Origin of the sequence: Lysinibacillus sp. UBA5990 (assembly GCF_002429815.1) — a bacterium.
Lineage (GTDB): Bacteria > Bacillota > Bacilli > Bacillales_A > Planococcaceae > Lysinibacillus > Lysinibacillus fusiformis.
Map to the genome: position 1 here is coordinate 1,276,482 of NZ_DJAY01000015.1, position 23,170 is coordinate 1,299,651.

General features: G+C 36.0%; 14 protein-coding genes, 4 pseudogenes and 1 other annotated feature. Of the genes and pseudogenes, 12 read left to right on the top strand and 6 right to left on the bottom strand.

Annotated features, from left to right (window positions below; all coding sequences use genetic code 11):
* The first annotated feature begins 493 nt into the window (after positions 1-493).
* Positions 494-1,819: an SIR2 family protein gene (locus B3D94_RS18990; protein WP_069481327.1), complete on the top strand. Its 1,326-nt coding sequence runs from the start codon at positions 494-496 to the stop codon at positions 1,817-1,819.
* 276 nt (positions 1,820-2,095) lie between these two features.
* Positions 2,096-2,233 (top strand): annotated as a pseudogene (locus tag B3D94_RS18995) (purine-nucleoside phosphorylase); the annotation flags it as partial.
* Here B3D94_RS18995 and B3D94_RS19000 read toward each other — a convergent pair.
* Positions 2,217-3,254: pseudogene (locus tag B3D94_RS19000) on the bottom strand (DNA topoisomerase); the annotation flags it as partial. The pseudogenes B3D94_RS18995 and B3D94_RS19000 sit on opposite strands and share 17 nt — an antisense overlap.
* Positions 3,230-3,595, bottom strand: a pseudogene (locus tag B3D94_RS19005) (glutathione-dependent formaldehyde dehydrogenase); the annotation flags it as partial. The pseudogenes B3D94_RS19005 and B3D94_RS19000, both read right to left, overlap by 25 nt.
* Before the next feature lie 1,038 nt (positions 3,596-4,633).
* On the opposite strand from B3D94_RS19005, the gene B3D94_RS19010 reads away from it, so the two are divergent.
* Both B3D94_RS19010 and B3D94_RS19015 read left to right on the top strand, forming a co-directional pair.
* Positions 4,634-5,071 carry a helix-turn-helix domain-containing protein gene (locus tag B3D94_RS19010; protein WP_069481329.1) on the top strand — a complete coding sequence of 146 codons (438 nt, stop codon included), beginning with the start codon at positions 4,634-4,636 and terminating at the stop codon, positions 5,069-5,071.
* Positions 5,068-6,249 (top strand): macrolide family glycosyltransferase, encoded by a 1,182-nt coding sequence (locus tag B3D94_RS19015; protein ID WP_069481330.1) that lies wholly within the window; start codon positions 5,068-5,070, stop codon positions 6,247-6,249. Before B3D94_RS19010 ends, B3D94_RS19015 begins: the two co-directional genes overlap by 4 nt.
* Positions 6,250-6,927: 678 nt before the next feature.
* Here the strand turns inward: B3D94_RS19015 and B3D94_RS19020 are convergent.
* A pseudogene (locus B3D94_RS19020) lies at positions 6,928-7,800 on the bottom strand (GNAT family N-acetyltransferase).
* A 669-nt stretch (positions 7,801-8,469) separates the two neighbouring features.
* Here B3D94_RS19020 and B3D94_RS19025 point away from each other — a divergent pair.
* Positions 8,470-9,969, top strand: coding sequence for a methyl-accepting chemotaxis protein (locus B3D94_RS19025; protein ID WP_291759354.1), 1,500 nt, complete (start codon positions 8,470-8,472; stop codon positions 9,967-9,969).
* 274 nt (positions 9,970-10,243) lie between these two features.
* Here the strand turns inward: B3D94_RS19025 and B3D94_RS19030 are convergent, their stop codons facing one another.
* Positions 10,244-10,708, bottom strand: coding sequence for a DUF2691 family protein (locus tag B3D94_RS19030; protein WP_069481332.1), 465 nt, complete (start codon positions 10,706-10,708; stop codon positions 10,244-10,246).
* Positions 10,709-10,882: 174 nt separating this feature from the next.
* On the opposite strand from B3D94_RS19030, the gene B3D94_RS19035 reads away from it, so the two are divergent.
* Positions 10,883-12,031: a copper amine oxidase N-terminal domain-containing protein gene (locus tag B3D94_RS19035; protein ID WP_254664277.1), complete on the top strand. Its 1,149-nt coding sequence runs from the start codon at positions 10,883-10,885 to the stop codon at positions 12,029-12,031.
* Positions 12,032-12,180: 149 nt separating this feature from the next.
* Here the strand turns inward: B3D94_RS19035 and B3D94_RS19040 are convergent, their stop codons facing one another.
* On the bottom strand, positions 12,181-12,384 hold the full coding sequence (locus B3D94_RS19040) for a hypothetical protein (protein WP_069481333.1): 204 nt from the start codon (positions 12,382-12,384) through the stop codon (positions 12,181-12,183).
* A gap of 604 nt (positions 12,385-12,988) precedes the next feature.
* On the opposite strand from B3D94_RS19040, the gene B3D94_RS19045 reads away from it, so the two are divergent.
* From B3D94_RS19045 to recQ, 5 genes are all read left to right on the top strand, one after another.
* Positions 12,989-14,875, top strand: coding sequence for an FAD-dependent oxidoreductase (locus tag B3D94_RS19045; RefSeq protein ID WP_069481334.1), 1,887 nt, complete (start codon positions 12,989-12,991; stop codon positions 14,873-14,875).
* Between the two features lie 193 nt (positions 14,876-15,068).
* Positions 15,069-15,288 (top strand) — a binding site (T-box leader).
* A gap of 45 nt (positions 15,289-15,333) precedes the next feature.
* The gene (argS, locus tag B3D94_RS19050) at positions 15,334-17,007 is read left to right on the top strand and encodes an arginine--tRNA ligase (protein WP_291759360.1); all 1,674 of its coding nucleotides are present in this window, start codon (positions 15,334-15,336) and stop codon (positions 17,005-17,007) included.
* A 109-nt stretch (positions 17,008-17,116) separates the two neighbouring features.
* Positions 17,117-18,292, top strand: coding sequence for a CynX/NimT family MFS transporter (locus tag B3D94_RS19055; RefSeq protein WP_069481336.1), 1,176 nt, complete (start codon positions 17,117-17,119; stop codon positions 18,290-18,292).
* Between the two features lie 255 nt (positions 18,293-18,547).
* Positions 18,548-19,648: a hypothetical protein gene (locus tag B3D94_RS19060; RefSeq protein ID WP_069481337.1), complete on the top strand. Its 1,101-nt coding sequence runs from the start codon at positions 18,548-18,550 to the stop codon at positions 19,646-19,648.
* 7 nt (positions 19,649-19,655) lie between these two features.
* A complete protein-coding gene (recQ, locus tag B3D94_RS19065; RefSeq protein WP_069481338.1) occupies positions 19,656-21,428 on the top strand; it encodes a DNA helicase RecQ in 1,773 nt (590 codons plus the stop codon).
* 64 nt (positions 21,429-21,492) lie between these two features.
* Here recQ and msrA read toward each other — a convergent pair whose 3' ends face one another.
* Positions 21,493-22,014 carry a peptide-methionine (S)-S-oxide reductase MsrA gene (gene msrA, locus B3D94_RS19070; RefSeq protein WP_083244670.1) on the bottom strand — a complete coding sequence of 174 codons (522 nt, stop codon included), beginning with the start codon at positions 22,012-22,014 and terminating at the stop codon, positions 21,493-21,495.
* 177 nt (positions 22,015-22,191) lie between these two features.
* Here msrA and B3D94_RS19075 point away from each other — a divergent pair, with 177 nt between their 5' ends.
* On the top strand, positions 22,192-23,142 hold the full coding sequence (locus B3D94_RS19075; protein WP_069481339.1) for an LCP family protein: 951 nt from the start codon (positions 22,192-22,194) through the stop codon (positions 23,140-23,142).
* The last annotated feature ends 28 nt before the right edge of the window (positions 23,143-23,170 follow it).

Here is a 23,170-nt window from a genome sequence, read left to right on the forward strand (position 1 = left end):
AGTATTGGAGTGGATACGTAAGATATGTAGGAGAGGAAAGTAAATTAAAATGAACCGATTACAACAAGGTAAGAGACACGATTAAGATACAACATCAGTATATATTAAATTCTCTAATGCGGGGGATTAACTCGATGAGATTTCTTTTAATATATGTGAACGTGGTCATTTTGGTTGGGTCTTCAATTGTTTGATTAACCTATTCTTTGATCAAAAAAAACAAACCATACAAGAAAGAACTAGGTCGTTAAACTTAAACTTCTCAAAAGATTAATGATATGTTTTTTCAAAACCCTTTTTAGGTAACTTTACTAATAGCCTATTATTTATCGATACTATAAATAGATTAACCACGCTTTAGAAATGTTAGAAAGTCATTCCTCAATCTTGTAGCAAAATAGGAAGGAATTAGTAAAAATGGGTTGATTAGATCTGTTAGAAAAAGTAAGATGGATAGAGAAAAGTATAAATAAAATTTACCAGGAGTATAAGTATGAATAAGACACAATATAATAAATTATTACCTGACAGCTTACAAAAAAATATAAAAATGAAAAGTTGCGGTTTTTTTATTGGAGCTGGTATTAGTGTAAAATCGCCAACAAATCTACCAGGGTGGAAAAAACTTCTGAAAGATTTCGTGGTTTATGCAGAAAAAAACAAAGAATTAGAGAAAGACATTATTGAGCAATTGTACGACTCTTTAACACAAGATAAATTACTTGAAGTTGCTGAGTATTTACAAGGAAATCTTAAAGAAAGTTACACAAAATTTTTAACAGGAATCTTTGATAATGAACAAACACTTCCTAATCAAAATCATAAATTACTTGCAAAAATAGAAAGTCCTTTGTTTATAACTACGAACTATGATAAATTGATAGAAAATTCTATGATTAAAAAAAGTATTAACCCAATTGTTTCTACTGCTAATAATAATGAAAAGCTTGAACAAATTCATAATGTTTCATTAAGGCAGAAAATATTGAAAATTCACGGAAATATTGATGATACTGAGACCCTTGTTCTTTCTGAGACAGATTATATGAAAACCCTTAATAATCAAATGTTAAATGTTATTTTGAATAGTTATTTCCATAGATATTCTTTCGTCTTTGTAGGTTGCAGTATGACTGATCCTGATGTATTAATATTTTTAAAAAAATTAAAATCAATATTTAATGGGTATAGTCCAAAACATTATGCATTAGTAAGAAAAGGTTCAATTAATATAGTAGATCAGTATATTTATAAGAAAATATATAATATAGAGTTTTTATTTATTGATAAACACGATGATGTAACAGATTTTTTACAACATACAGTTGCATTACAAAAACCACCAAAAAAAGTTAATCCTTGTGAAGAGGCTCTTAAAATACATAGTAAGTTAAATCATATGGAATATTTATTATATAATATGGAACTTATGCATGATGATAATACTTCTTATGATGATACCTTTAAGTATGATGAAAAGTATATTGAAGAGGATCTTAAATTTGCTGTGATAAAAAGGAATACTTTTGATGAATTCAAAACAATGGATTTAATTAACCTTATTTCATATCCCGAGAGTGATTTTTTGAATGTTTACAACATGGTTAATAACCTAGAAAATGATATATCAGAGCTTGTGAATAATCCACAGCATAAGGCAGTTTTATGTGATTCATTAAATGATACCAAAGATAATTTAACTATATTTATAAAAGAGGTAAGGGATTATATACTAAGAAAAAGATTAATAGTTAATGATGAAATTATAAAAGAAGATAAGAATGAGACAATGTTAAGCAATCTAAATAATAATTTATAGTAAATAAAGAGCAAGTATATTACTATCTTGCTCTTTTTCTATAGGGATAAATAAATTAATGTTTTGACAGGGTGGATATGTCAAAGCTCTAGCTAGTATTAAAGGTAAAAGTTCAAAAATATTGGAGTTCATTAGAACACAAGGTTTTTTTGGATTCATCATTTCTTCTATAGTTTCAAAGAAATAAACATGTAACACCAAAAACGTCTAAATGTACAGTTAGTTTTCAAGAGACGCAAAATCTATAGTTGGTTATGAATAATTCAGGTGAATAATAAATTATTTCGTTTATCGGTATCATACCTAACAGTTTCAGACCACATCTTAACAGGTGAGGCAACATCTTCAGAAGAATGTCAAACGACTTTCAACGATATGTTGAAAGTAGAATTGTTAGTTATTGTGGAAATTTAAAATTAATCTTACGTTCTTTTTCATCCCAAATAAGGTGGGCATTAAAAGTTTTCTCGCCTTTTTTAAATCCTTTTATCAAGTCTGTTTCACGAGCTGCCAAGAGTTTTTTCATATTCGATTGTGAAATAGTTTTTCTTAAAAGTTTCTTTGAAACCGAGAATTTACAATTAGCTGTTTTATAATTTGAACACCCGTAAAAAGTGCCATGCTCTATGATTGACCCCTCGCAAAGGATACATTTCCCAACAACTGTTTTTTCTTTATTATATTTTTTATTATACGGATTATTTGCAGTGATTTTATCGACTGCATTTTGATTAAATGACCATTCCTTTTCACGCTTGTTAGCATCTGAAATCAATTTGTCAGCAAGCTTTTTTACTTGTTCTATAAATACTTTAGGTGAAGCATTGCCTTCGCCGATTTCAGATAGTCGTTGCTCCCATTTTGCAGTCATTGAAGGAGACGTTAAGATGCTTTCACCTAGTGCTTCAATTAATAGTAAGCCTTTAGTCGTTGCAAAGACTTGGTTTTTCTTAACTTCGATATAGTTTTGATCTTTAAGTGTACCAATAATTCCAGCGTGAGTGGCTTCAGTACCTAAACCTTCAGTTTTAGATAAAACCTTTTCTAATTCAGCATCTTCTAAATGTTTACCAGCTGTTTTCATCACTGTAATTAAATTTCCTTCAGAATAACGATTAGGTGGTTGAGTTTCACCTTTTTTTACGTTAGCTTTCGCAACGATACCTTGCTCATTTTCATGTAACGGGGGGAGCAGTTCATCTTTGTCTGTAGGTGAGTTATCTTTAGAATGATAAATAACCTTACGCCAACCTTCTTCCATTAGCACTTTGCCCTTAGAGATGAATTCTGCACGTTTATCAACAAGTGAATGAATCGTTGTGTAAGAAAATATGGCATTGTTGTAATGTGCTGCAATGACTTGTCTTGCAACTAAATCATAAATCTTTTCTTCTTCTGTACTTAGCATTGCTACGTCTGGTATTTGCTCTGTAATATAATACAGTCTTCCTGTTTTGTATCGAATATTTCATAACCATGTTTTGCTTTTTCAAGAGGGAGGACATGTGTAATGATATCACCTGCGTTCACTTTACCATCTGCGATTAAGTTATAGACATGAGGCATGATATGAACAACTGGGGCTTGTCCAGTACGAATCGCTACATTACGCTGGAAAATATCTCCGAGTGGGAAGGCGTTGTATCGACCTCCATATACACCTGTAATTTGGATAGTTCCTCCTTTACGTACAGCTTGACTGGCTGTGACAATAGCTCCCATAGCACCACTTTGCAGTTTTACGCCACTTGAAAGAAATTCGAGAGGCGTCATTTTGAAAGAGGGGAGTAGGGGAGATTCAGGTATGGGGGAATGAATAGTTTTATAAACAAAAAAACTACTCTAAATTGAGTAGCTTAAAAAAGTAAAAATATTTAAAAGATATTTCAAAGATACATTATTTCAAGTTTACATTATCTATTCCCATTTTTACGCTGCCTAGCAATATTTTTAGCCCCAATTCAGCCCCAAATCGCCCCAAAACAAAGCATTAATATGCTATATCTTGCACAGTTCAAAAATACGAAAAAACCTGTAGAAGGTTGATGTAATGGGATTTCCGTCCTAGCTGTTGTTATACTTTGCATCGGTTTCACAGTATATCATGAAATATGTTCCATAGTCTATAAACATTATGACAGCAAGGTTTATTGGCAATTGCTTTATTGAATAGCCCCAGCCACCTGTAAACTGTTACTGAATAAAGCTACGGATTCCGTTTCCATTTCTTTTAAAACATGTCCGTAACTTTATAAATCATATCAGGTGTATTCCCCAGTCTTTCAGAAATTACTTTTACATTCATTCCTTGATGTAATAAGCTGGTGAAATGTGTGTGACGTAATCCATGCAAAGTGATTTTTGGAATAAGAGTTCTTTTTGTGATTATATCAACCATTTTTTGGTTCGTTCAGCAGATAACGGTTCAAACGAGTTAGCGGAGAGAAAGACAAATGAACTTTCAGATAATTTTTTGTCACAGGGAAACATTTATTAACACGAAATGTTTAGTAATGAATATTCACCAAGAAACAGGTCTTTCTAGGAACACTGTTTACTCATTTAAAAGGCAATTAGAATTGGATGTAGATTCGAAATAAAGTCACGACGTTAATAATAAGTAGAAATCCTGTGTTGATAAGCAGGATTTTTTTTGTACCAACGGGTCAGATCATGGAATAAGCATCAAATATGGATAGGATATCTTTCTTGCGTATGAATATTTGCCACAATATTTAACAAGAAATGTTATGAACTGTTGATAGATATATCCTTAAATCCTCTATATTATAAAAATAAAAGGAGATGAAAAACATGATTGGTATGAATATTCGTGTTTTGCGTAAAAGGCATAAACTAAGTCAAGAACAATTGGCTGAAAAGGTAAACGTATCACGGCAGACCATAGCGAAGTGGGAAAACGGGGAGGCTATACCAGATATTCACAAATTCAAAATGCTCGGTGATATTTTTCAAGTAACCATAGATCAATTATCCCAAAATATGAATGAAGAAGAAGCAAACCGGATCAGTCCTAAAGGGAAGCAGTTCTTTGGTGTTGTGAAGGTAGGAGAACGCGGACAGATTGTAATTCCAAAACATGCACGTGAAATGTATCAGATTCATGCAGGTGATAAACTGGTTGTTTTAGGAGAGGATGCGACAAAAGGAATCGCTGTCTTAAAAAGTGACGGCTTCCTAGAATTTGCAGAGATGATTCGAAATGCGGAATCGAAGGATGAGATTGAATGAGTAAAATCATCTTTTTTTCGTTACCCGCACATGGTCACACCAACCCCACTATTCCGGTAGTAACCGAATTAATAAAGAAAGGTCATCAAGTTTGGTATTATTCCTTTTTAGAATTTCAGGACAAAATAGAAGACACGGGTGCTTTTTTTATGGCTTGTGATGAATTTTTACCTAAAGTTACACATATAGAATTGGACCGTAAGGTTGGCAAAGATTTTGCAGCATTAATTGAAATGGCAGCGGATATAACGATTGCTTTGGATAAAAAGGTGTGTAAAGAATTAAGGGATATTCAGCCAGACTGCATTGTATCTGACTCTTTATGTATTTGGGGAAAATTATTTGCTGAGAAACTAGGAATTCCATATATTTGTTCGACTACTTCGTTTGCCTTTAATCAGTATACAGCAAAACTAATGAAGCGGAGTTTCATGGAAGTCTGGAGAATGATTCTAGGCATGCGAAGGATTAACAGAAAAATTAAACTATTAAATGATCATGGTTATCGAGTAGAGAATTTTGTATCGTTAGTTCAAAATGATAATGAAACGGACACCATTGTTTACACTTCGAAAGAATTTCAGCCAATGGCGGATACCTTTTCTGAGCGCTATGCCTTTGTTGGACCATCCATAAAGCAGTCTATACCGATACAGAATGATAAAAGAGTTAGAAAAGTAATCTACATCTCTCTTGGAACTATACTAAATCAGAATCAGGATTTTTACCAAAACTGTCTCAAAGCATTTGGGAAGACAGACTATGATGTTGTGATGTCAGTCGGAGAAAAAACTGAGATTTCGTCTCTTGGTAGCGTACCAGAAAATTTCATAGTGAAAAACACTGTGGATCAGATCTCGGTATTACAGAAAGCAGATGTATTTATTACCCACTGTGGGATGAATAGTACGAATGAAAGTCTATATTTTGGAGTTCCAATGGTTTTATTTCCGCAACATAGCGAACAAAGAATGGTAGCTGACCGAGTTGCCCAGCTCGGTGCAGGATTAAAACTTAATAGAAAAACTCCAAAGTATTTAGCAACAGCGGTAGCTGAAGTGCTCACAAATCGAGTATACCAGGAAGAAGCGCAGAAATTGTCAGAAAGCTTTAGGAAAACTGGTGGTGCGGTAGAAGCAGCTAATGTGATCCTGCGTAAAATTGGAGAGAAATCCTAACGGCTTCGTATTCTGCAAAAGTTTATATGGTGAACAAAACTTCAAGAAGCAGGCGCATTTCTTTATTAAGGAATGCGTCTTTCTTCATCTAAAGGGCCAGATTATAGAATAACGTACTTTAACGAAAGGTTCCAAAACGATGCTGTGGGAATTTTATTTTCTGTAATCTCCAAACTAAAAATGGATGACAAAGTAACTGGCTAACCAACGATATTCGAGATAATATCATAGAAATAAAAGTCACTGATAAGTCAACGGTGAAACAGACCATTAATTTACTCAATATGCTGGTGCGAGTTTTCAGTCTGTACGTAAGCACCGTATTGAACACACGCTGAACAAACACCTGAGAAGACGCTTGCCTTCGTAAAGAAGCATAGTAGGAAATAGCTCAATACGCACATCAGGTTTGGTTTAATGAATTGGCTTCTGTCCGTTACTAGTAAGCTAAAAAACATTACATGGTATTAATATCACCTTTGTAGGAATACCTTGTAACTTCATTTCAACTGCTTTTAATTTTACTTCTTGCGTATAACTCACTCTCGTTCCCATAAAAAATAAGCACCTCCAATTGATATTAGGATACATTACCCTAAATTCAATTGAAGATGCTTTTTTGTTTTGTCTAACCCGAAGGGGGCAGTTCAAGGGGCAGCCCACCCCTCTTTTTGTTACCTAATTGAGTTTTGTGAAGTATCTTATCTCTTCTTTATCCGTATAAAAGCCAACCGATTCGTATAGAGATAAGGCTGATTTATTTGTCGTTAGTACCATGAGAGTAGCTTTTTGTAGCTTATGAGACTTAAGATATTTCAAAGCCTGTGTAAGCGTAAACTTTGCAATTCCACGCTTTCTCCATGGTTCACGGACAAAAACGTCCTCAATTACACCGTAGTCTTCTTCCTGCCATGTCATTAGTCCGCCAATAATAGTGTCTATTTGACGTATGACCATGGATGTCCATAGCTTGTTATTTTTGTATTCAGACAACCTATTAAGACCAAGTGGAGCATCTGGCCAAATTTCAGCTTCAATATCAAGGTAATCTCTTTCCTCGCTACATGTCTCCATGTTCCAGTGTGAGAATTGAAACTCCTCCTGAAGTTTTAACTCAAGAACCTGTTCAGTCAAATCTCGATTCATGCTATACAAACTATTCAGAGGGAGATATCCTTTTTGGATAAAAAACTGATTGTTTGCAGTTTCTTTCGAATCGTTACCAACACAAAGTATTGTTCCATATTCTTGAGGTAAAGTTACCTTTAATTGCTTTGCTCTTGTTAAAAGATATTAATAGACTTTGTCAAGCAGAGTAATGTCCTGTTCTCTTTCAGAAATGGTTTTCAGATTAATATATATAGAGTGATTGTTCTCTTTTGAACGACCAGGAGGAACAACATTAATGATGCTAACTTGCCCCTTAGCGACCATTTTCCCATCTTCAAATGCGCAATAAACGTTACTCCAATTATCTTCGTCCCCGACCCACCAAAATGTCGCGTTGTCTTTTGCTGTTACTGATTGGTACAACTCACCAAGTAAAGGCATATCTCCATGTTCAAAGTTACGAATGAAAAATTCTGTTGGTGATTGGCTCAAAATAATACCCCTCTCAATAGTAGGGGGTTCCGCAGTTTAGAGGGCTAGCTATGCGTTTTCCCCTTGATAAATTTGCCCTTTGCTAACATTCATTTTATCACAGTAAACTCCTTCTTTTACTATTATTACCATTTAAAATAACACACTTTAATACTTGTATCTACATATTTTTATCTCTATATTAATTTTTTTCAACAAGTATATAATCGAATTTCGATAACACACTAATTTTATTCTATTAATAAAACTTCAATGACAAATTCAATTAAAATTTATGAATATAGCATCGATTTATTATGTATTTAAAAAGATTCCTTTGTTTCGCGTTGGATAGCCCGAAAGAAGTAATCAAAGAATCTCTTTTTATCTTATAATTCCTAGGGATTCACTAGTAATTTGAGTATTTGGATACAGATTCAAAAAAATATATAGTTCTTAAAGTAAATGAGGTAGCCGTTATAAGGTATATAGTGCATCTAAAAAATATATAATTTTTCGAGTGCTTTTTAACTATTTTTTCGGTTATAATGAGAAAAACACGAAATATGATTCTAGTTTTATAATTAATGATTCTTGAATTAGTCATGTAATCTATACAATATCGAAGGGGAACTAAGAATGTTTTTAAAAAAAGAACGGAACATAACAATTGGCGATCTTATTAAGTTGAGTGAGGCTCAATTGCAAATGGCTAAACAGGGTCAATATGATTATGAGTATACTTTAGCTTCAACAAATGATGAGGAATTAAAACAGTTAGTACATAATTTAAATCAAGTAAATAGGCTTCGGAAAGAATCTGAAGCTCAATTGCAGAAAAAATTGGGTAATGTATTGAAAAGTAATGAAATTGGTCTTTGGGAATTACAAGTATTGAACGGGCGCTTGGATGATCCAAACAATGTTTTTACAGCTTCGACAGAATTAAAAGAGCTCTTAGGATTCGATAGTTATGCTATTAAAGACAGTTTTCAAGATTTTTTGAAGGTAATTACAGTGGCGCATCGTTCTGATTTTAAAAAGATGCTAGAGGAAAGTTTAGAAACACAAACTCGTTTTAATATGGAGCATTTGATATGCTGTCGTGACGGTCAAGAGCGCTGGATACAGACTACAGGAATGGCTTCTCATCTTGAAGATGATCAGTATCAAATAATTGGTTTGATTATGAATATTCATGATAAAAAAATAAACTTGGAAAAATTACAGGGATATGTAACACGTTATGATTTAATCAATAAAGCTCTAGTAGAAGCGCCATGGGATATGATTGTAGATCAAGGTGATCCATTAAATCCACAAAATTCCTTTTGGTGGAGTGAACAATTTCGAAGAACATTAGGCTTCAAGGATGAACACGATTTTCCAAATATTATGAGCTCTTGGAGTGATCGCTTGCATCCAGAGGACAAGCAGCTTGCATTAGATGCGTTTAGTGCACATTTATTAGATTTTTCTGGGCGTACGCCATTTCAAGTAGATTATCGCCTTCAATTAAAATCAGGTGAATATCGCTGGTTTCATGCAAACGGTACAACGCTTCGTGATAGTGAGGGAGCTCCTTTGCGAGTGGCAGGAACTATTCGAGATATTACACATGAAAAAATGAAAGAGCAAAATGTGCAAGAAACTATGACACGTATGGAGGAATTATCAGCTTCTATTAATCAAATGGTTGTAGGCATTAATTCTATTACTATGCAGGCACAGGAACTGGCGAACACACAGGAAAAAACAACAGAAGCTGCCAATGATGCGAAAGGGGTAGCAGATGAAACACAGATTATATCTCATTTTATTCGAGAGATAGCAGATCAGACAAATTTATTAGGGTTAAATGCTGCAATAGAAGCCGCACGTGCAGGAGAACAAGGAAAAGGTTTTGGTGTAGTAGCTGAAGAGGTAAGAAAATTAGCAGTTAATTCGGCTAAGGCAACAGGTAATATTGAATCAAGTTTAATGCAAATAAAGGTTTCTATTGATACAATCATTGACTATATGGATAAAATTAGTGAGCTTGCGCAAATGCAGGCGGCTCTTACAGAACAATTGAATGCCTCGGCAGATGAAATTGGTACAATGTCACAGGATTTGGTGGAATTTTCAAAGCAACAATAAAATTAAAGAGTATTTATATGATTAATTTTTACTCGGAAATGGATGCAACTCTTCAGGTTACAAATCCAAAAGATGCAATGCTATTAAATAGAACAAAGACTAAAGTGGTAAGGCTAAATAAGTGATTATTTAAAGGCTTTATATAATTTCCCTCATATTCATGATTGGAATTGGAGTAATCCTATTCCAAGATCAGGTGTTTACCCAGCCCAATTTTAAAATAAAAAACTATGTTGTGATTTTTGGCAACATAGTTTTTTTAGTAATCAATTAGTTATCCCCATACTGTCAAACTTGTACGCGTATCATTTTCGTTAGTGATATAGTTAATATTAGTGTAATGAAAACTTTTTGCACGTTCGAAAAGTTTATGAGTAATTGACTCATCTTTTGAAAAAATGGAGACATAACATGAATCTATAATTAAAAGTGCAAGTTCACAAGTGCTCTTTAAAAAATCGTCATAACTTTTAATTTCCATTACCTCTTCCATATTAGGAAAAGCCTTTAGATCCGTAAATATTAAATAATATTCATTAGTTGAAATATATTCTAAGAATGATGGACCATTTAAACTAACACTGTGGGGGAATAAATCTGAACCAAGTGTTCCTTTTTCTATTTTGTAAGACTCTCCAGGACCTACTGACCAATACCAAGAAGGATCAATGATATTTGAAAAAATATCAGATAAAAACTTGCCATACTCATTATTAATCTCGAAAGAAATACCTCGCATTTTAACATCCTTTCTTCGAACTACTAATTTTATTATAAAACAAAAAAATCTATCAATTACAAAATGTAATTTACTGGGCAACTCTCAATAGAAAAATGTATAATTTAGCTTATATTGGAAAATGCAGACGTCTATGCATACCTAAAATAAACAAATCAAGTAGGGGAGTATAAAATGAGGATAAAAATTATCATAACAGTAGTCATTTGTTTATGGATGTTGCCATTTAGTCAAAATGCGCAGGCAGCAAATCTTAGTGAACATTATAATGATATTACAGAAAATGATCTTCATAACAGTATCATTATGTCGCCTGAAAGCTCAAAGGCATTTGTCAATGGTAATATGGTTTCTGCAGTACAGCCACTTATCAAAGATGGAAGAACCTTAGTGCCACTTCGCTTTATTTCTGAAGGGTTTGGCGCAAAAGTCGATTTCAATGCTAAAAACAATACTATAACTATTAAAAATTCTGATAAAATAATAACCTTGAAAATCGGAAACAAGGCTATTGATGTGAATGGCCACTCTATTCAAATGGACGTTGCGGCTAACCTTCATCATAATTCTACCTATATTCCTTTAAGATATATAGGGGAGGCTTTTGATAAGAAAGTAGTTTATTTAAAAAATGAAAACCTACAACCTTATAGTTTGATTATTATTAGGGATGTAAAGGCAGTGGAGCTTGAAAATCTTAAACTTGTCCGCATTTGTGAATGGCTATTTCAGGGGAAATCAATTGTCTATAGCGATCGTTTTATGGCAGTGATCCAAGAAAAAGGCCAATTATTCTATAGCAATTATTTTTCTGATTTTGAACCATTTGTTTATGAGGAATTTGTTGAGGATAAAAATATAGTTAAATTAGGGGATATTTGGATTAAAACAGATATGGGCAATTTTTATATGGACTACGCTTATAACACTACAAGAGAATTTATTTTATATTATGTGGATGGACAATCCATTTCAAGAGTAGCCGTAGAAAAAGCACCGATTAAAGCTGTAAAACCTTATGAGAAGAATGTCTATTATCTAACAAGATATGAGCGTGGTATTGTAAATGCTCATGAAACAAGTAATTTAAAATATGCAACACGAACAAATGGGCAATGGGTTACTGATTATTTAGGTAAACCAGGGTTCTACTATGGTTTTGATACTATAGGCAATTCATATAACTGGAAAATAAATGATAATGGCATCTACATTTTTGGGTATAATAGGTTTGGCCATTTAAGCTCAGAAGATAGAAAAAAAACTTTTGGAAATTACAGGGTAGACGTAAAGGGGCATAATCATGAGGTAATATACCCTTAAAGTTTGCGTATTCATGATACAGCGAATTGGCTGGTTTAGGTTCTGTATTGTACGGAACTTGAGCCAGTCAATTTTTGCTTACTCTGTTCGTAATGATTGGAATGGGGCATTGCCATTTGTTTGATACTACTTTCCGACACGTAAATGTTCTATTGTTTACGTTTCTTTTTAGTATAAAAAGCAAACCAAATATAATATAAGATTACAACAAGTGACAAACCTAATGAAACATATTTATTTTGCTCATTATTCAAAAGAATAATAGAGATAATAGCTAATATAATTGCAGGGGATACCGTGTAAAACCAGATTCGCACAGCTTTATTTTTAAAAGTAACTTCAAATCGATCCATACAAGCACCTCATTTATTATTTCTAAGTTCAAGTAGTTGAAAATTCTTACTTAATAAAAAACATAACATAACAAATTTTGAGTTAGAAGTGAAATGGTAAATCGATGCTGAAGGGACGGAAGAAATTAACCCATGAAAGATTATTGAAAAAAATCTTTTTTCATGTAACTTTATTTGAAGTTGATGCGTCTACATAGTAGTGTATTAACTATTTTTGAAAAAGAATAGTAAATTGACATCATTTACCACAGGGGTTTTAGTTGCTTATTGACAAAAATATAGACTAAAATGATTCTGACTGTTTTTTTATCAGGTATAATTTATCCAGATCATCTAATTATGCCCACAAGCACATCCCCGTTTTGACTGCCTAATGTAAGTGACGAAACGAACCTTGCCTGCATATCGGAAAAAAACATCCCAACTCTCTATATGATGGAATACACGTATCCTTTGCGCTAATTTTATAGGAAAAATACGGTAGTAAATGATATGCCAAACAATATTCGGCAATGAAACAAATAGGACATTCAGCTCTTTTAAGAGACGGAAATGATGATAAAATAAACATGTTATTGGAAATATTAACAATCGGAGGTATATTATGGGTAAGGGCTTATTATGGACAGCCACTTCTATCTTAGTAGTTTTACTTGGGTTTGGAAGCTACTATTTTATCAAAGAAATAACAAACTCTATGGCATACAATAAATTAGTGGATGAGTATAAAAAGCCAGTACCAATTAACAATATAGAGTCTGAATATGATGTAATTGTCATAGGTGGTGAGCCTGAAGGTGTCGCTGCTGCGGTTGCTTCAGCACGTAATGGGGCTAAAACATTATTAGTAGAAAAACGTGAAGAATTGGGTGGATTATTTACATATGGGATGTTGAATTTCCTAGATATTCCACGTGATGGTCATAATAATTCCATCAGTGAAGGTATTTTTAAAGAATGGCATGAGCTTGTTCGAGGCAATGATGCTTTTGGTATCGTCGGAGCTAAAGCAGCATTTAAAAAGCTGATTGATGAGGAACCCAATTTAACATTGTCGGTGCAAACGGAAGTTGTCAAAGCGAATCTTCAACAACACCAACTAACGTCTGTTGAGCTAAAAAATGAATACGGTACATATGTCGTAAATGGAAAATCATTCATAGATGCTACACAGGATGCGGATTTTGCTACGATGTCTAAAGTTCCTTTCTTCGTCGGTGGTGAAGATATAGGGATAAAGGATAAGCGCATGGCTGTAACATTAATGCTTCACTTGAAAAATGTTGATTGGGATCAAGTAAAAAAAGCGGCCAAGTCAGATGTATTTGGCGGGGCTAACTTGAATCATACCGTTATGTGGGGCTTTACAAAGCTTCATGATGAATATAAACCTTTACAAGAAGGTACAAGATTAAGAGGGTTAAATTTAGCGCGAGTGGATGATGAATATTTTATTAATGCCTTACAAATTTTCGGGATTGATGGCTTAAATGATCATTCGAAGCAGGCGGCCATTGCTGCAGGTAAAAAAGAAACATTGCATGTAATTAAATATTTACAGGAAAACTTCCCTGGATTTGAAAAAGCAGAAATCGTCAGCTTCCCAGAAGAGCTTTATGTACGAGAAACTAGACATATCTGGGCGGAATATCAATTACCAATGTCCGATATTTGGCAAAATCGTGATCATTGGGATAGCATTGGCATTGCCTCTTATCCGGTAGATGTGCAGGCTCAAACACCACATGATTATGGCTATGTCATTTCTGCACCGAAGCAATATGCGATTCCTTTCCGATCTCTAGTACCAAAGGATATTGATGGTTTACTTGTTGTAGGACGTTCTGCTGGTTATTCATCTTTAGCAGCGGGAAGTGCCCGAATTGTTCCGACTGGTATGGTGACTGGGGAAGCGGCAGGGACAGCGGCAGCACTGGCTCTTCAACAAGATGTTACTTTTAGAGAAATGAGCAAGGATAAAAAATTAATAGCTACGTTAAGAGAGCAATTGGATAAACAAGGTGCCTACATCAATTCATTTTCTGTGGACTATCCTTATCAGGGCGAATGGTATGATGAAGCCATTCAATCGTTAATTAACTATGGACTTGTAGTGGGTGGTTATGATAATGATTTAAAGGTCGACAGTAAGGCAACGAAAATTAAGTTTGCTAAAATGTTTAAAGAAAGTATGATTCGTGCAGGCGGAGAGAGTACAGCCAATAAAAAAGATGAGCTGGAGATTGTCATTAATAAGGTATATAGCACGGGTGATGAAGCTATTACGCGAGATGAGCTGGCGCAATATTTGGCAGATGTGCTTATCGATGAATCAACTGGAACAAGCTGGGAAAGCTTAATTGAAAAAGAAATTGTTACTGAAAAAGTAGCGAAAAAAGTGAAAGACAATAAGCAACTGAAGTTAAAAGAGATGTATGCCATCATGGCAGATGTCATTCATTATATAGAAAAAGAACGTTCCTCTAAATGAGGAGCGTTTTTTTTATGTGGATCGTTTGAATGCCGTCTGTAACTCATGAAGGTGAATGCAGATGCAATCAGTGCCAACGTTGTTGCTGACCAGGCAAGATATTCTAGACTCCCTGAAGTGATGACAATGATTATTTAATACAAAAAATGTTGACGCCAAGAGAAGACTCCTGTAAAATATGTCAAAATCATAGAAAAATTCGATGAAAAAGAGAGTAATTGATGGGACAACTGGAAAGCGAGTTAGGGATGGTGTGAGCCTAATACAGAATCCATGAATGAAGCGCACTTTGGAGAAGGTTCTCGAACTACTAGTAGAGAATAGCGGGGCGTCACCTCGTTAACAATGGAAAGTGGTCATTATAAATGGCAACTAGAGTGGTACCACGGGATTACTATGCTCTCGTCTCTAATTATAGAGGCGGGGGCTTTTTTTATTGAAAATGGAGGAGACTATATATGAATAAACAAATTGCAAACAATATTGCTGAAATTTTAAAGCATCAGCTAACAACTCAAGACGTGGAACAATTACTAGAAAAACCAAAAAATTTAGAAGTTGGCGATGTGGCATTTCCATGCTTCACCTTGGCTAAAATATGGAAGAAGCCACCTCAACAAATTGCAGCGGAAATAGCGAACCAATTGCAAAATGAGATGATCCATCAGGTGCAATCTGTTGGTGGCTATGTCAATATCTTTTTAAATCAAGAAAAAGTAACGCAACAAGTGTTGGGCCTTATTATGCAGGAACAACAAAATTTTGGTACGAATCAAACCGAAATGGGAAGCGTTGTCCTCGACTTTTCTTCGCCCAATATTGCAAAACCGTTCTCTATGGGGCATTTACGTTCAACCGTCATTGGGAATGCCTTGGCAAATATTGCCGTGAAAAATGGTTACCAGGCTATTCGTATTAATCATTTAGGGGACTGGGGCACCCAATTTGGCAAGCTTATCGTTGCATATCAAAAATGGGGTGATAAGGAAGCCATTACAGCATCCCCTATTGAGGAATTATTAAAGATCTATGTTAAATTTCATACAATGGCCGAACAAGATCCAACATTAAATGAAATGGCACGCTCCGCGTTTAAAGCATTAGAAGATGGTGATTCAGAGGCGTTAGCATTGTGGCAATGGTTCCGCGATGTATCGTTAAATGAATTTCAGACTATTTATCAGCTGCTAGGTATCAATTTTGATGAATATACAGGAGAAGCCTTTTACAATGATAAAATGACAGAGGTTGTGACAGAGCTACAAAGCAAAGGGCTTCTAATCGAATCTGATGGTGCCTTTGTAGTAGAGATGGAGGGAATGCCTCCTTGTTTAATAACAAAAACAGATGGCGCCACACTTTATGCAACTCGTGATTTAGCTGCTGCCTTTTACCGACAACAACAGTATCAACCGAACAAAGTTTTCTATGTAGTTGGCAATGAACAAACGCTCCATTTTAAACAATTATTTCAGGTGATCGAAAAAATGGGGTACGGCTGGGCAAAAGATTTACAGCATGTACCGTTTGGGATGATGCTTAAAGATGGTAAGAAAATGTCCACACGTAAAGGAAAAGTGGTGTTATTAGCTGATGTGTTAGCCGAGGCGATTGCGACAGCTAAGCGCAATATAGAAGACAAAAACCCTCATTTGCAGCAGAAAGAGCGAGTAGCACAGCAAGTAGGAGTTGGAGCGGTTATCTTTAATGACCTAAAATATCATCGTTTAAACGATATTGAATTCTCCATCGAGCAAATGATGAATTTTGAAGGGGAAACTGGGCCTTATGTACAGTATACCTATGCTCGTATTTGCTCAATCTTGGCAAAAGGCGATGTGCCCTCTCAAATGAAGACATTTGCTCCATTAGGGCAACAGGCTTGGCCAATCATTTTATTATTGGAACAATTTCCGAAAGTGGTGGACACCGCTTTTAATCAGGCAGACCCATCCGTTATTGCAAAATATGCGTTACAGCTAGCACGTTTATTAAATAAATATTATGCTCATCAAAAAATATTAGCCGATGATGCCCAGCAAGATTCACGTCTAGCGCTCTGTTATTGTGTAGCAATTGTGTTAAAAGAGTCATTAGCTTTATTGGGCATTGAGTCGCCAGAAAATATGTAGTGAACGGTCACTTAGAGCATCATTGACCATTTATTGAATACATGGTAAAAGGATAGAAGAATAAAAGAAAAACTCTTCCATTGACTGGCAGCAGAGAGGATTAAATAAAATGGATAAAAAACAATGGACCGTTTCACTGATTTTAGTCGTAATGAGTATATTTTTTGTGGCACTGAATATGAGACCCGCAGTAACGGGAATTGGGCCACTCTTTAATGTCCTCATGACAAGCTTACAGGTTTCCAATACGAGTATGAGCTTTCTCACATCCATCCCTGTTTTTTGCATGGGTTTATTTGCTCCTATTGCTGTACCATTTCAGCGTAAGCTTGGAACAAAACTAGCAATCGTGCTGTTAATGGTTATACTCATCTTCGCAAATGGGCTACGCTTTTTCGAAGAAAGCTATCTTTTATTAGTTGTTACCAGTTTTGCGGCAGGCTTGGCTATTGCGATGATTGGGCCTATATTAAATGCATTTATTAAGAAAAAATTCCCTCAACGCTTTACGATTGTTATTGGTATTTATTCATTTGGCATCGGCGTTGGTGCGACATTAAGTGCAGCATTGACTGTGAGCTTTTATCAGTATTTTGATAATCAGTGGACAGTTGCACTGGGTATGTGGGCCTTACTGGCTATGATCGCCCTTATTCTATGGAGCTGGGCAATTCCGAAAGAACAAGTGGCAGATAGTGAAGAATTGGCTAAAAATGAACCGGCACGTAATCCTTGGGTAACTGGACGTGCTTGGTCAATTTTATTGTATTTTGGCTTACAAACCTCACTGTTTTTCTCTATGATGTCGTGGCTTACACCTCTTTTACAGGACAAAGGTATGACGCTTAAGGAAGCGAGTATGATGCTAACGTTTATGTCCATTGTACAAATGATTGGTAATATTGCTGTGCCGATGCTTATGGAGAAATGGACTAATCGATTAGCTTGGGCAGTGGCATTAGGCTGTTTAGGGCTGATAGGCTTTACATTATTATGGCTTTTATCAGGTATTTATTTGTGGCTGGCCGTATTTATAATCGGGATTGTTCTAAGTGGGCTATTTCCGATCGGCTTGCTGTTACCGCTCGATGAAGCAAGAAATGATCAGGAGGCCAACAGCTGGTCATCGATGGTATTTTCAGGCGGCTTTATGCTAAGTGCAATCATTCCTGTTTTGATTGGCGTTTGCTATGACATGACAGGTAACCATACATGGACGTACGTCATTTTCCTAGCATTAATGCTTGGAATAATCGCGACAACAGGGCTATTGCGAAAAAATTAATTCAAGAAGACATGCCATTCATAACGCATGTCTTTTTTTTGTCAAAAATATTTTGAAGGCCTAAAATCCATCCATTTTCACAGCAAATCAAAGAATCCATAAATTTTAATAGGTAGAATGGAATAGAACTAAAGCGATTGCTCTATTTTACTACTAGTTAAATTCGAATAATTATATTATGTAAACTTGAAACATCCTAAGTCCTTGATTATGATAGATAAGAGAGATAGTTGAAAAGAAAGTTTTGGTGAAGGTATGTATAAAAAGATGCTCGTTTTAGGAGCGGCTACAATACTAATGACAAGTTGTGACAGTCAAATAGGTGCAGGATGGTTTCAAGCAGAAAAAGCAGAGACTCCAACAAAAACTGTGGACAAGCAAGAAGAAAAAATAGTGCCTGAGGTTAAGGTGATAGGTGAGCATGGAGTTGGTGCAGGCATTATTATTCAGCAAAAGGATGATGAGCTTTATATTTTAACAAATGGCGCACTAGTAGCCTCAAAGCCAACTGCCCTTGTGCAAATTGGTCAGAATAAGCTAAAGGCAGCGAATGTTCATTTTATGTCAACAGCTCATAATGTTGCACTTTTGCAGGTGACTTATAAAGCGAGTGTACAAGTGCCAAAAATGTATGAGGGGGAGCTCGATCAGCTATCAGTTTACGTGAATGGCTTACCCTATACGATTCAAAAATACGAAGACAAAATAGCTGCCTATTACATTGATACACAGGAAAAGCTACCTTTGGGGAGCCCCGTGTTGGAGGCGGAAAACGGAGCAATTGTCGGTCTTTATTTTAACCGTCAGCAGCAAGGTGAAGCACAACCATACATATTGCCGATTAAGGAAATTCAACCGTTTATGCGGAAATGGTTAAAGGAAGGCATGAAGCCGAGTGTACGCCTATCCCAATCGAAAAATTTATATTCTTATATTGAACAGGGTGATCAAGAAGCCGTACAGCAAGCCATCGACCAATATGGTGAAAATATATTTGCGTATAATATAGATGAAATCAATCTTTTTTTAGATACATTCCATAAGCATCTAAAAGGAGCTGTAACTATTCAAGATGCAAGTGTTATGGAGCCGATTGTAGGATCAGAAGATTTGCAAGACACTTTGACAGGCATGGTTGCCTACTATGCCTCCAAACAGGCGAAGATTCATTTCTCGAACACAGATATTCAAGATATTCGAATAGTGGATCAGCATCTTCGGGTACGTGCTAAAACGGAGTATGTATTGACCAATGCAGCTGGGCAGGAGGCACTTGCCCATTCCATCATGCTTTATGAAATTATGAAAAATGAACAGGGCGAGTACAAGCTACTTCGTCTTACTACCGAGGAGTGAACTTTGCATGGAGCAAGCAAGACAAATGCTACAGCATCATTTTGGCTATGAAGCCTTCCGGCAAGGACAAGCCCAAATTATTGAACAAACTTTACATGGACAATCAAGCCTTTGTGTGATGCCAACAGGTGGAGGGAAATCTATTTGCTATCAGATTCCAGCGTTAATGCTTGAGGGGCTCACAATCGTCATATCGCCCCTTATTTCTTTAATGCAAGATCAGGTGGAAGCTTTACGAGCAGCCAATATTCCTGCTGCCTATATAAATAGTACATTAACAGCACAAGAAGTGAATGAAACGATGCAGCTAGCTAGTGCTGGTTATTTAAAACTACTATATATCGCACCTGAAAGACTTGAAAGTGCTTCCTTCCTTCAAGCATTGTCCTATTTATCCGTCCCATTAATTGCGGTGGATGAGGCACACTGTATTTCTCAATGGGGCCATGATTTTCGACCAAGTTATCGCTCCATTCAAAAACTTTTTACACTATGGCAGCAGAAGCCAACTGTTTTAGCGCTTACCGCCACTGCGACACCTGCTGTTTGTGAGGATATACGGCAATTATTAACCATTGATGAAGATGCAACAGTGATGACAGGCTTCACACGTGATAATCTGGCCCTTTCAGTGTTAATTGGTGAAAATAAAGAACGTTATATTAAAAATTACTTACAGAAAAATAAACAGGAAGTCGGTATTATTTACGCCGCCACACGAAAAGCGGTAGACGCAATTTATGACATGCTTAGTCGGTCGGGTGAAGCGGTAGCCAAATACCACGCTGGGCTATCAGAAGATCTACGGATGTCTGAGCAGGAGCGATTTTTAAAAGATGAGGCACGCATTATGGTGGCTACCAATGCATTTGGTATGGGGATCGATAAAAGTAATGTGCGCTTTGTATTGCACTATCAAATGCCCCGTAACATGGAGAGCTATTATCAAGAAGCTGGTCGAGCTGGTCGAGATGGTCTTCCAAGTGCTTGCATACTACTGTATGCCTCCGGCGATGTTCAAACCCAACGTTTTCTCATTGATCAATCACAAGATGAGGCACGAATACCCCAGGAATTAGCGAAGCTCCAAACAATGGTCGATTATTGCCATACAGAGGGCTGCTTACAAAATGCGATTTTAGCGTATTTTGGTGAAGTACAAGAGGAGCCTTGTGGCCGCTGCAATAATTGTAACGATGGCCGAACGGTAATGAATGTGACGGAGGATGCACAGAAGGTACTCGCCTGTGTTGTACGAATGGGCCAAAAATTCGGCAAGACGATGGTGGCACAAGTACTAATCGGCTCCAAAAATCAAAAAATGAATGAATTTGGGTTTGCACGTTTATCGACCTATGGCATTTTGAAAGGGCATTATTCGTCTAAAGATGTCTCGAACTTTATTGAGTTTTTAATTGCTGAAGGCTTATTAGCAGTTAAGCACGGCACGTATCCGACTATTTATGTGTCAGCCGATGGCAAAGAAGTTTTACTTGGACAACGACAGGTCATGCGGAAAGAAGCTGTTACAGTTAAAAAACTGGTTGATAATGATCCTTTATTTGAACATTTACGTGTGTTGCGAAAAGAAATTGCAGATGAAGAGAAAGTTCCACCATTTGTAGTATTTTCGGATAAAACATTGCGTGATTTATGTGACAAGAAGCCCGCAATACTGGATGATTTACGCCAGATAAGCGGCATCGGTGAAGTGAAATTTGATAAATACGGCAAGCGTTTCTTTGAGGCGCTACAATCGTTTTTAGAAACACCCATCTAAAATTATGCATGTGTTTTTACAAAAAAGAGGTGTCTCAATGAAAAATTGAGGCACCTCCGTTTGTTTATTTATCCCAATGCTTCGTTATAAACTCATCACGGCCGGAAATAGCACGGTCTTGCTTATAGTGATCAGCTTCTTTTTTATAGTAATCTTGGTGATAGTCTTCCGCTGGATAGAAGCGTTCAGCATCACGAATTTTGGTTACAATAGGTTTATCGAAGCGTCCACTAGTGGCAAGCTTTTCTTTAGAGGCCTCGGCGATTCGTTTTTGTTCATCCGTGTAAGTAAAGATGGCTGTTGAATAGGACTCTCCACGGTCATGGAACTGTCCAAAAGCATCAGTGGGATCGATTTGCATCCAATAAATGTCTAGCAGTTGTTCATAGCTAAAAATGGCTGAATCGAATTCAATTTCGACGACTTCTAAATGGCCAGAAGTCCCTTTCTTAACATCTTCATATGTTGGGTTTTCTAAATGGCCGCCCATATAACCAGATGTTACTTTATGTATACCATCCCACTCGACGAATGGCTTAACCATGCACCAAAAACAACCGCCAGCAAATGTAGCTTTTTCTATCATGTACAACATCCTTTCTTTTGTTAAAATATTATAGCATTGTTTGGCGAAAAAACTGAGCATTTGGGTGTAAAATAACAATAAGATAGATGAAGATGGGACTTCCTCTATCAGTTAAATGAAACTTTCCGGCTAATCAATCGTTACATTAACTATAAAAAAATAGAGGAGTTAGTCATTATGGAAGAGCAAGATTATACAAGACGCTCACAACGCCCTACAAAACGAAAACTTCGTAAAGGGAGAGCAATTTTTACATTATTATTACTTTGTATCATGGTAGTGGCAGGTTACTCTATCATGCAGTACCGCAGTGGACTAAAGCTTGCCAATCAAACACAAGTCGAGCAGGAGGATTTTTCTGGCGATACGTTAAAAGGCGATATTGAAAATTACTTAATCCTCGGTGTTGATACACGTGGCGAGGAAAAATCTCGAACAGATACGATGATGGTATTATCTTGGAATAAATCAAACAACGATATTAAACTCGTATCCTTTATGCGTGATATTTATGCGGATATCCCTGGCTATCAATCCTATAAACTTAATACAGCGTATTACTTAGATGGTGTACAGCTGCTGAAGGATACATTGACAAATATGTTCGGCTTACCGATTCACCATTATGCCCTTATTGATTTTAAAAATTTTGAATCGTTGGTGGATATTTTAGCGCCTAATGGTGTAGAGATGGATGTTGAGAAGGATATGTCTGAAAATATTGGGGTAGAGTTAAAGCAAGGTGTTCATCACTTAAATGGACAGGAGTTACTAGGCTATGCACGATTCCGTCATGATGCGGAAGGTGATTTCGGTCGTGTAGCACGTCAGCAAAAGGTCATCGAGGCTTTAAAAAATGAACTTATAACACCTGCAAATGTATTGCATTTACCAAAATTCGTAGGGGCAGCACAAGGCTATATTACAACGGATTATTCTTCTGCTGAAGAAATGCAACAAGTGCTGAAATTGTTATCTAAGGGCAAGGTGAACATTGAAAAAGCAACGATTCCAATTGAAGGTAGCTATCAATTCAAAAACTTTAGTCATGCCGGCGATTCAATCGTTATAGATGTAGAACAAAATAAGGCCTTTTTAAGTGATTTTTTAGGCATTTCACTGGAGTGATGTTTAGCAAAATCCAACATTATCCTGT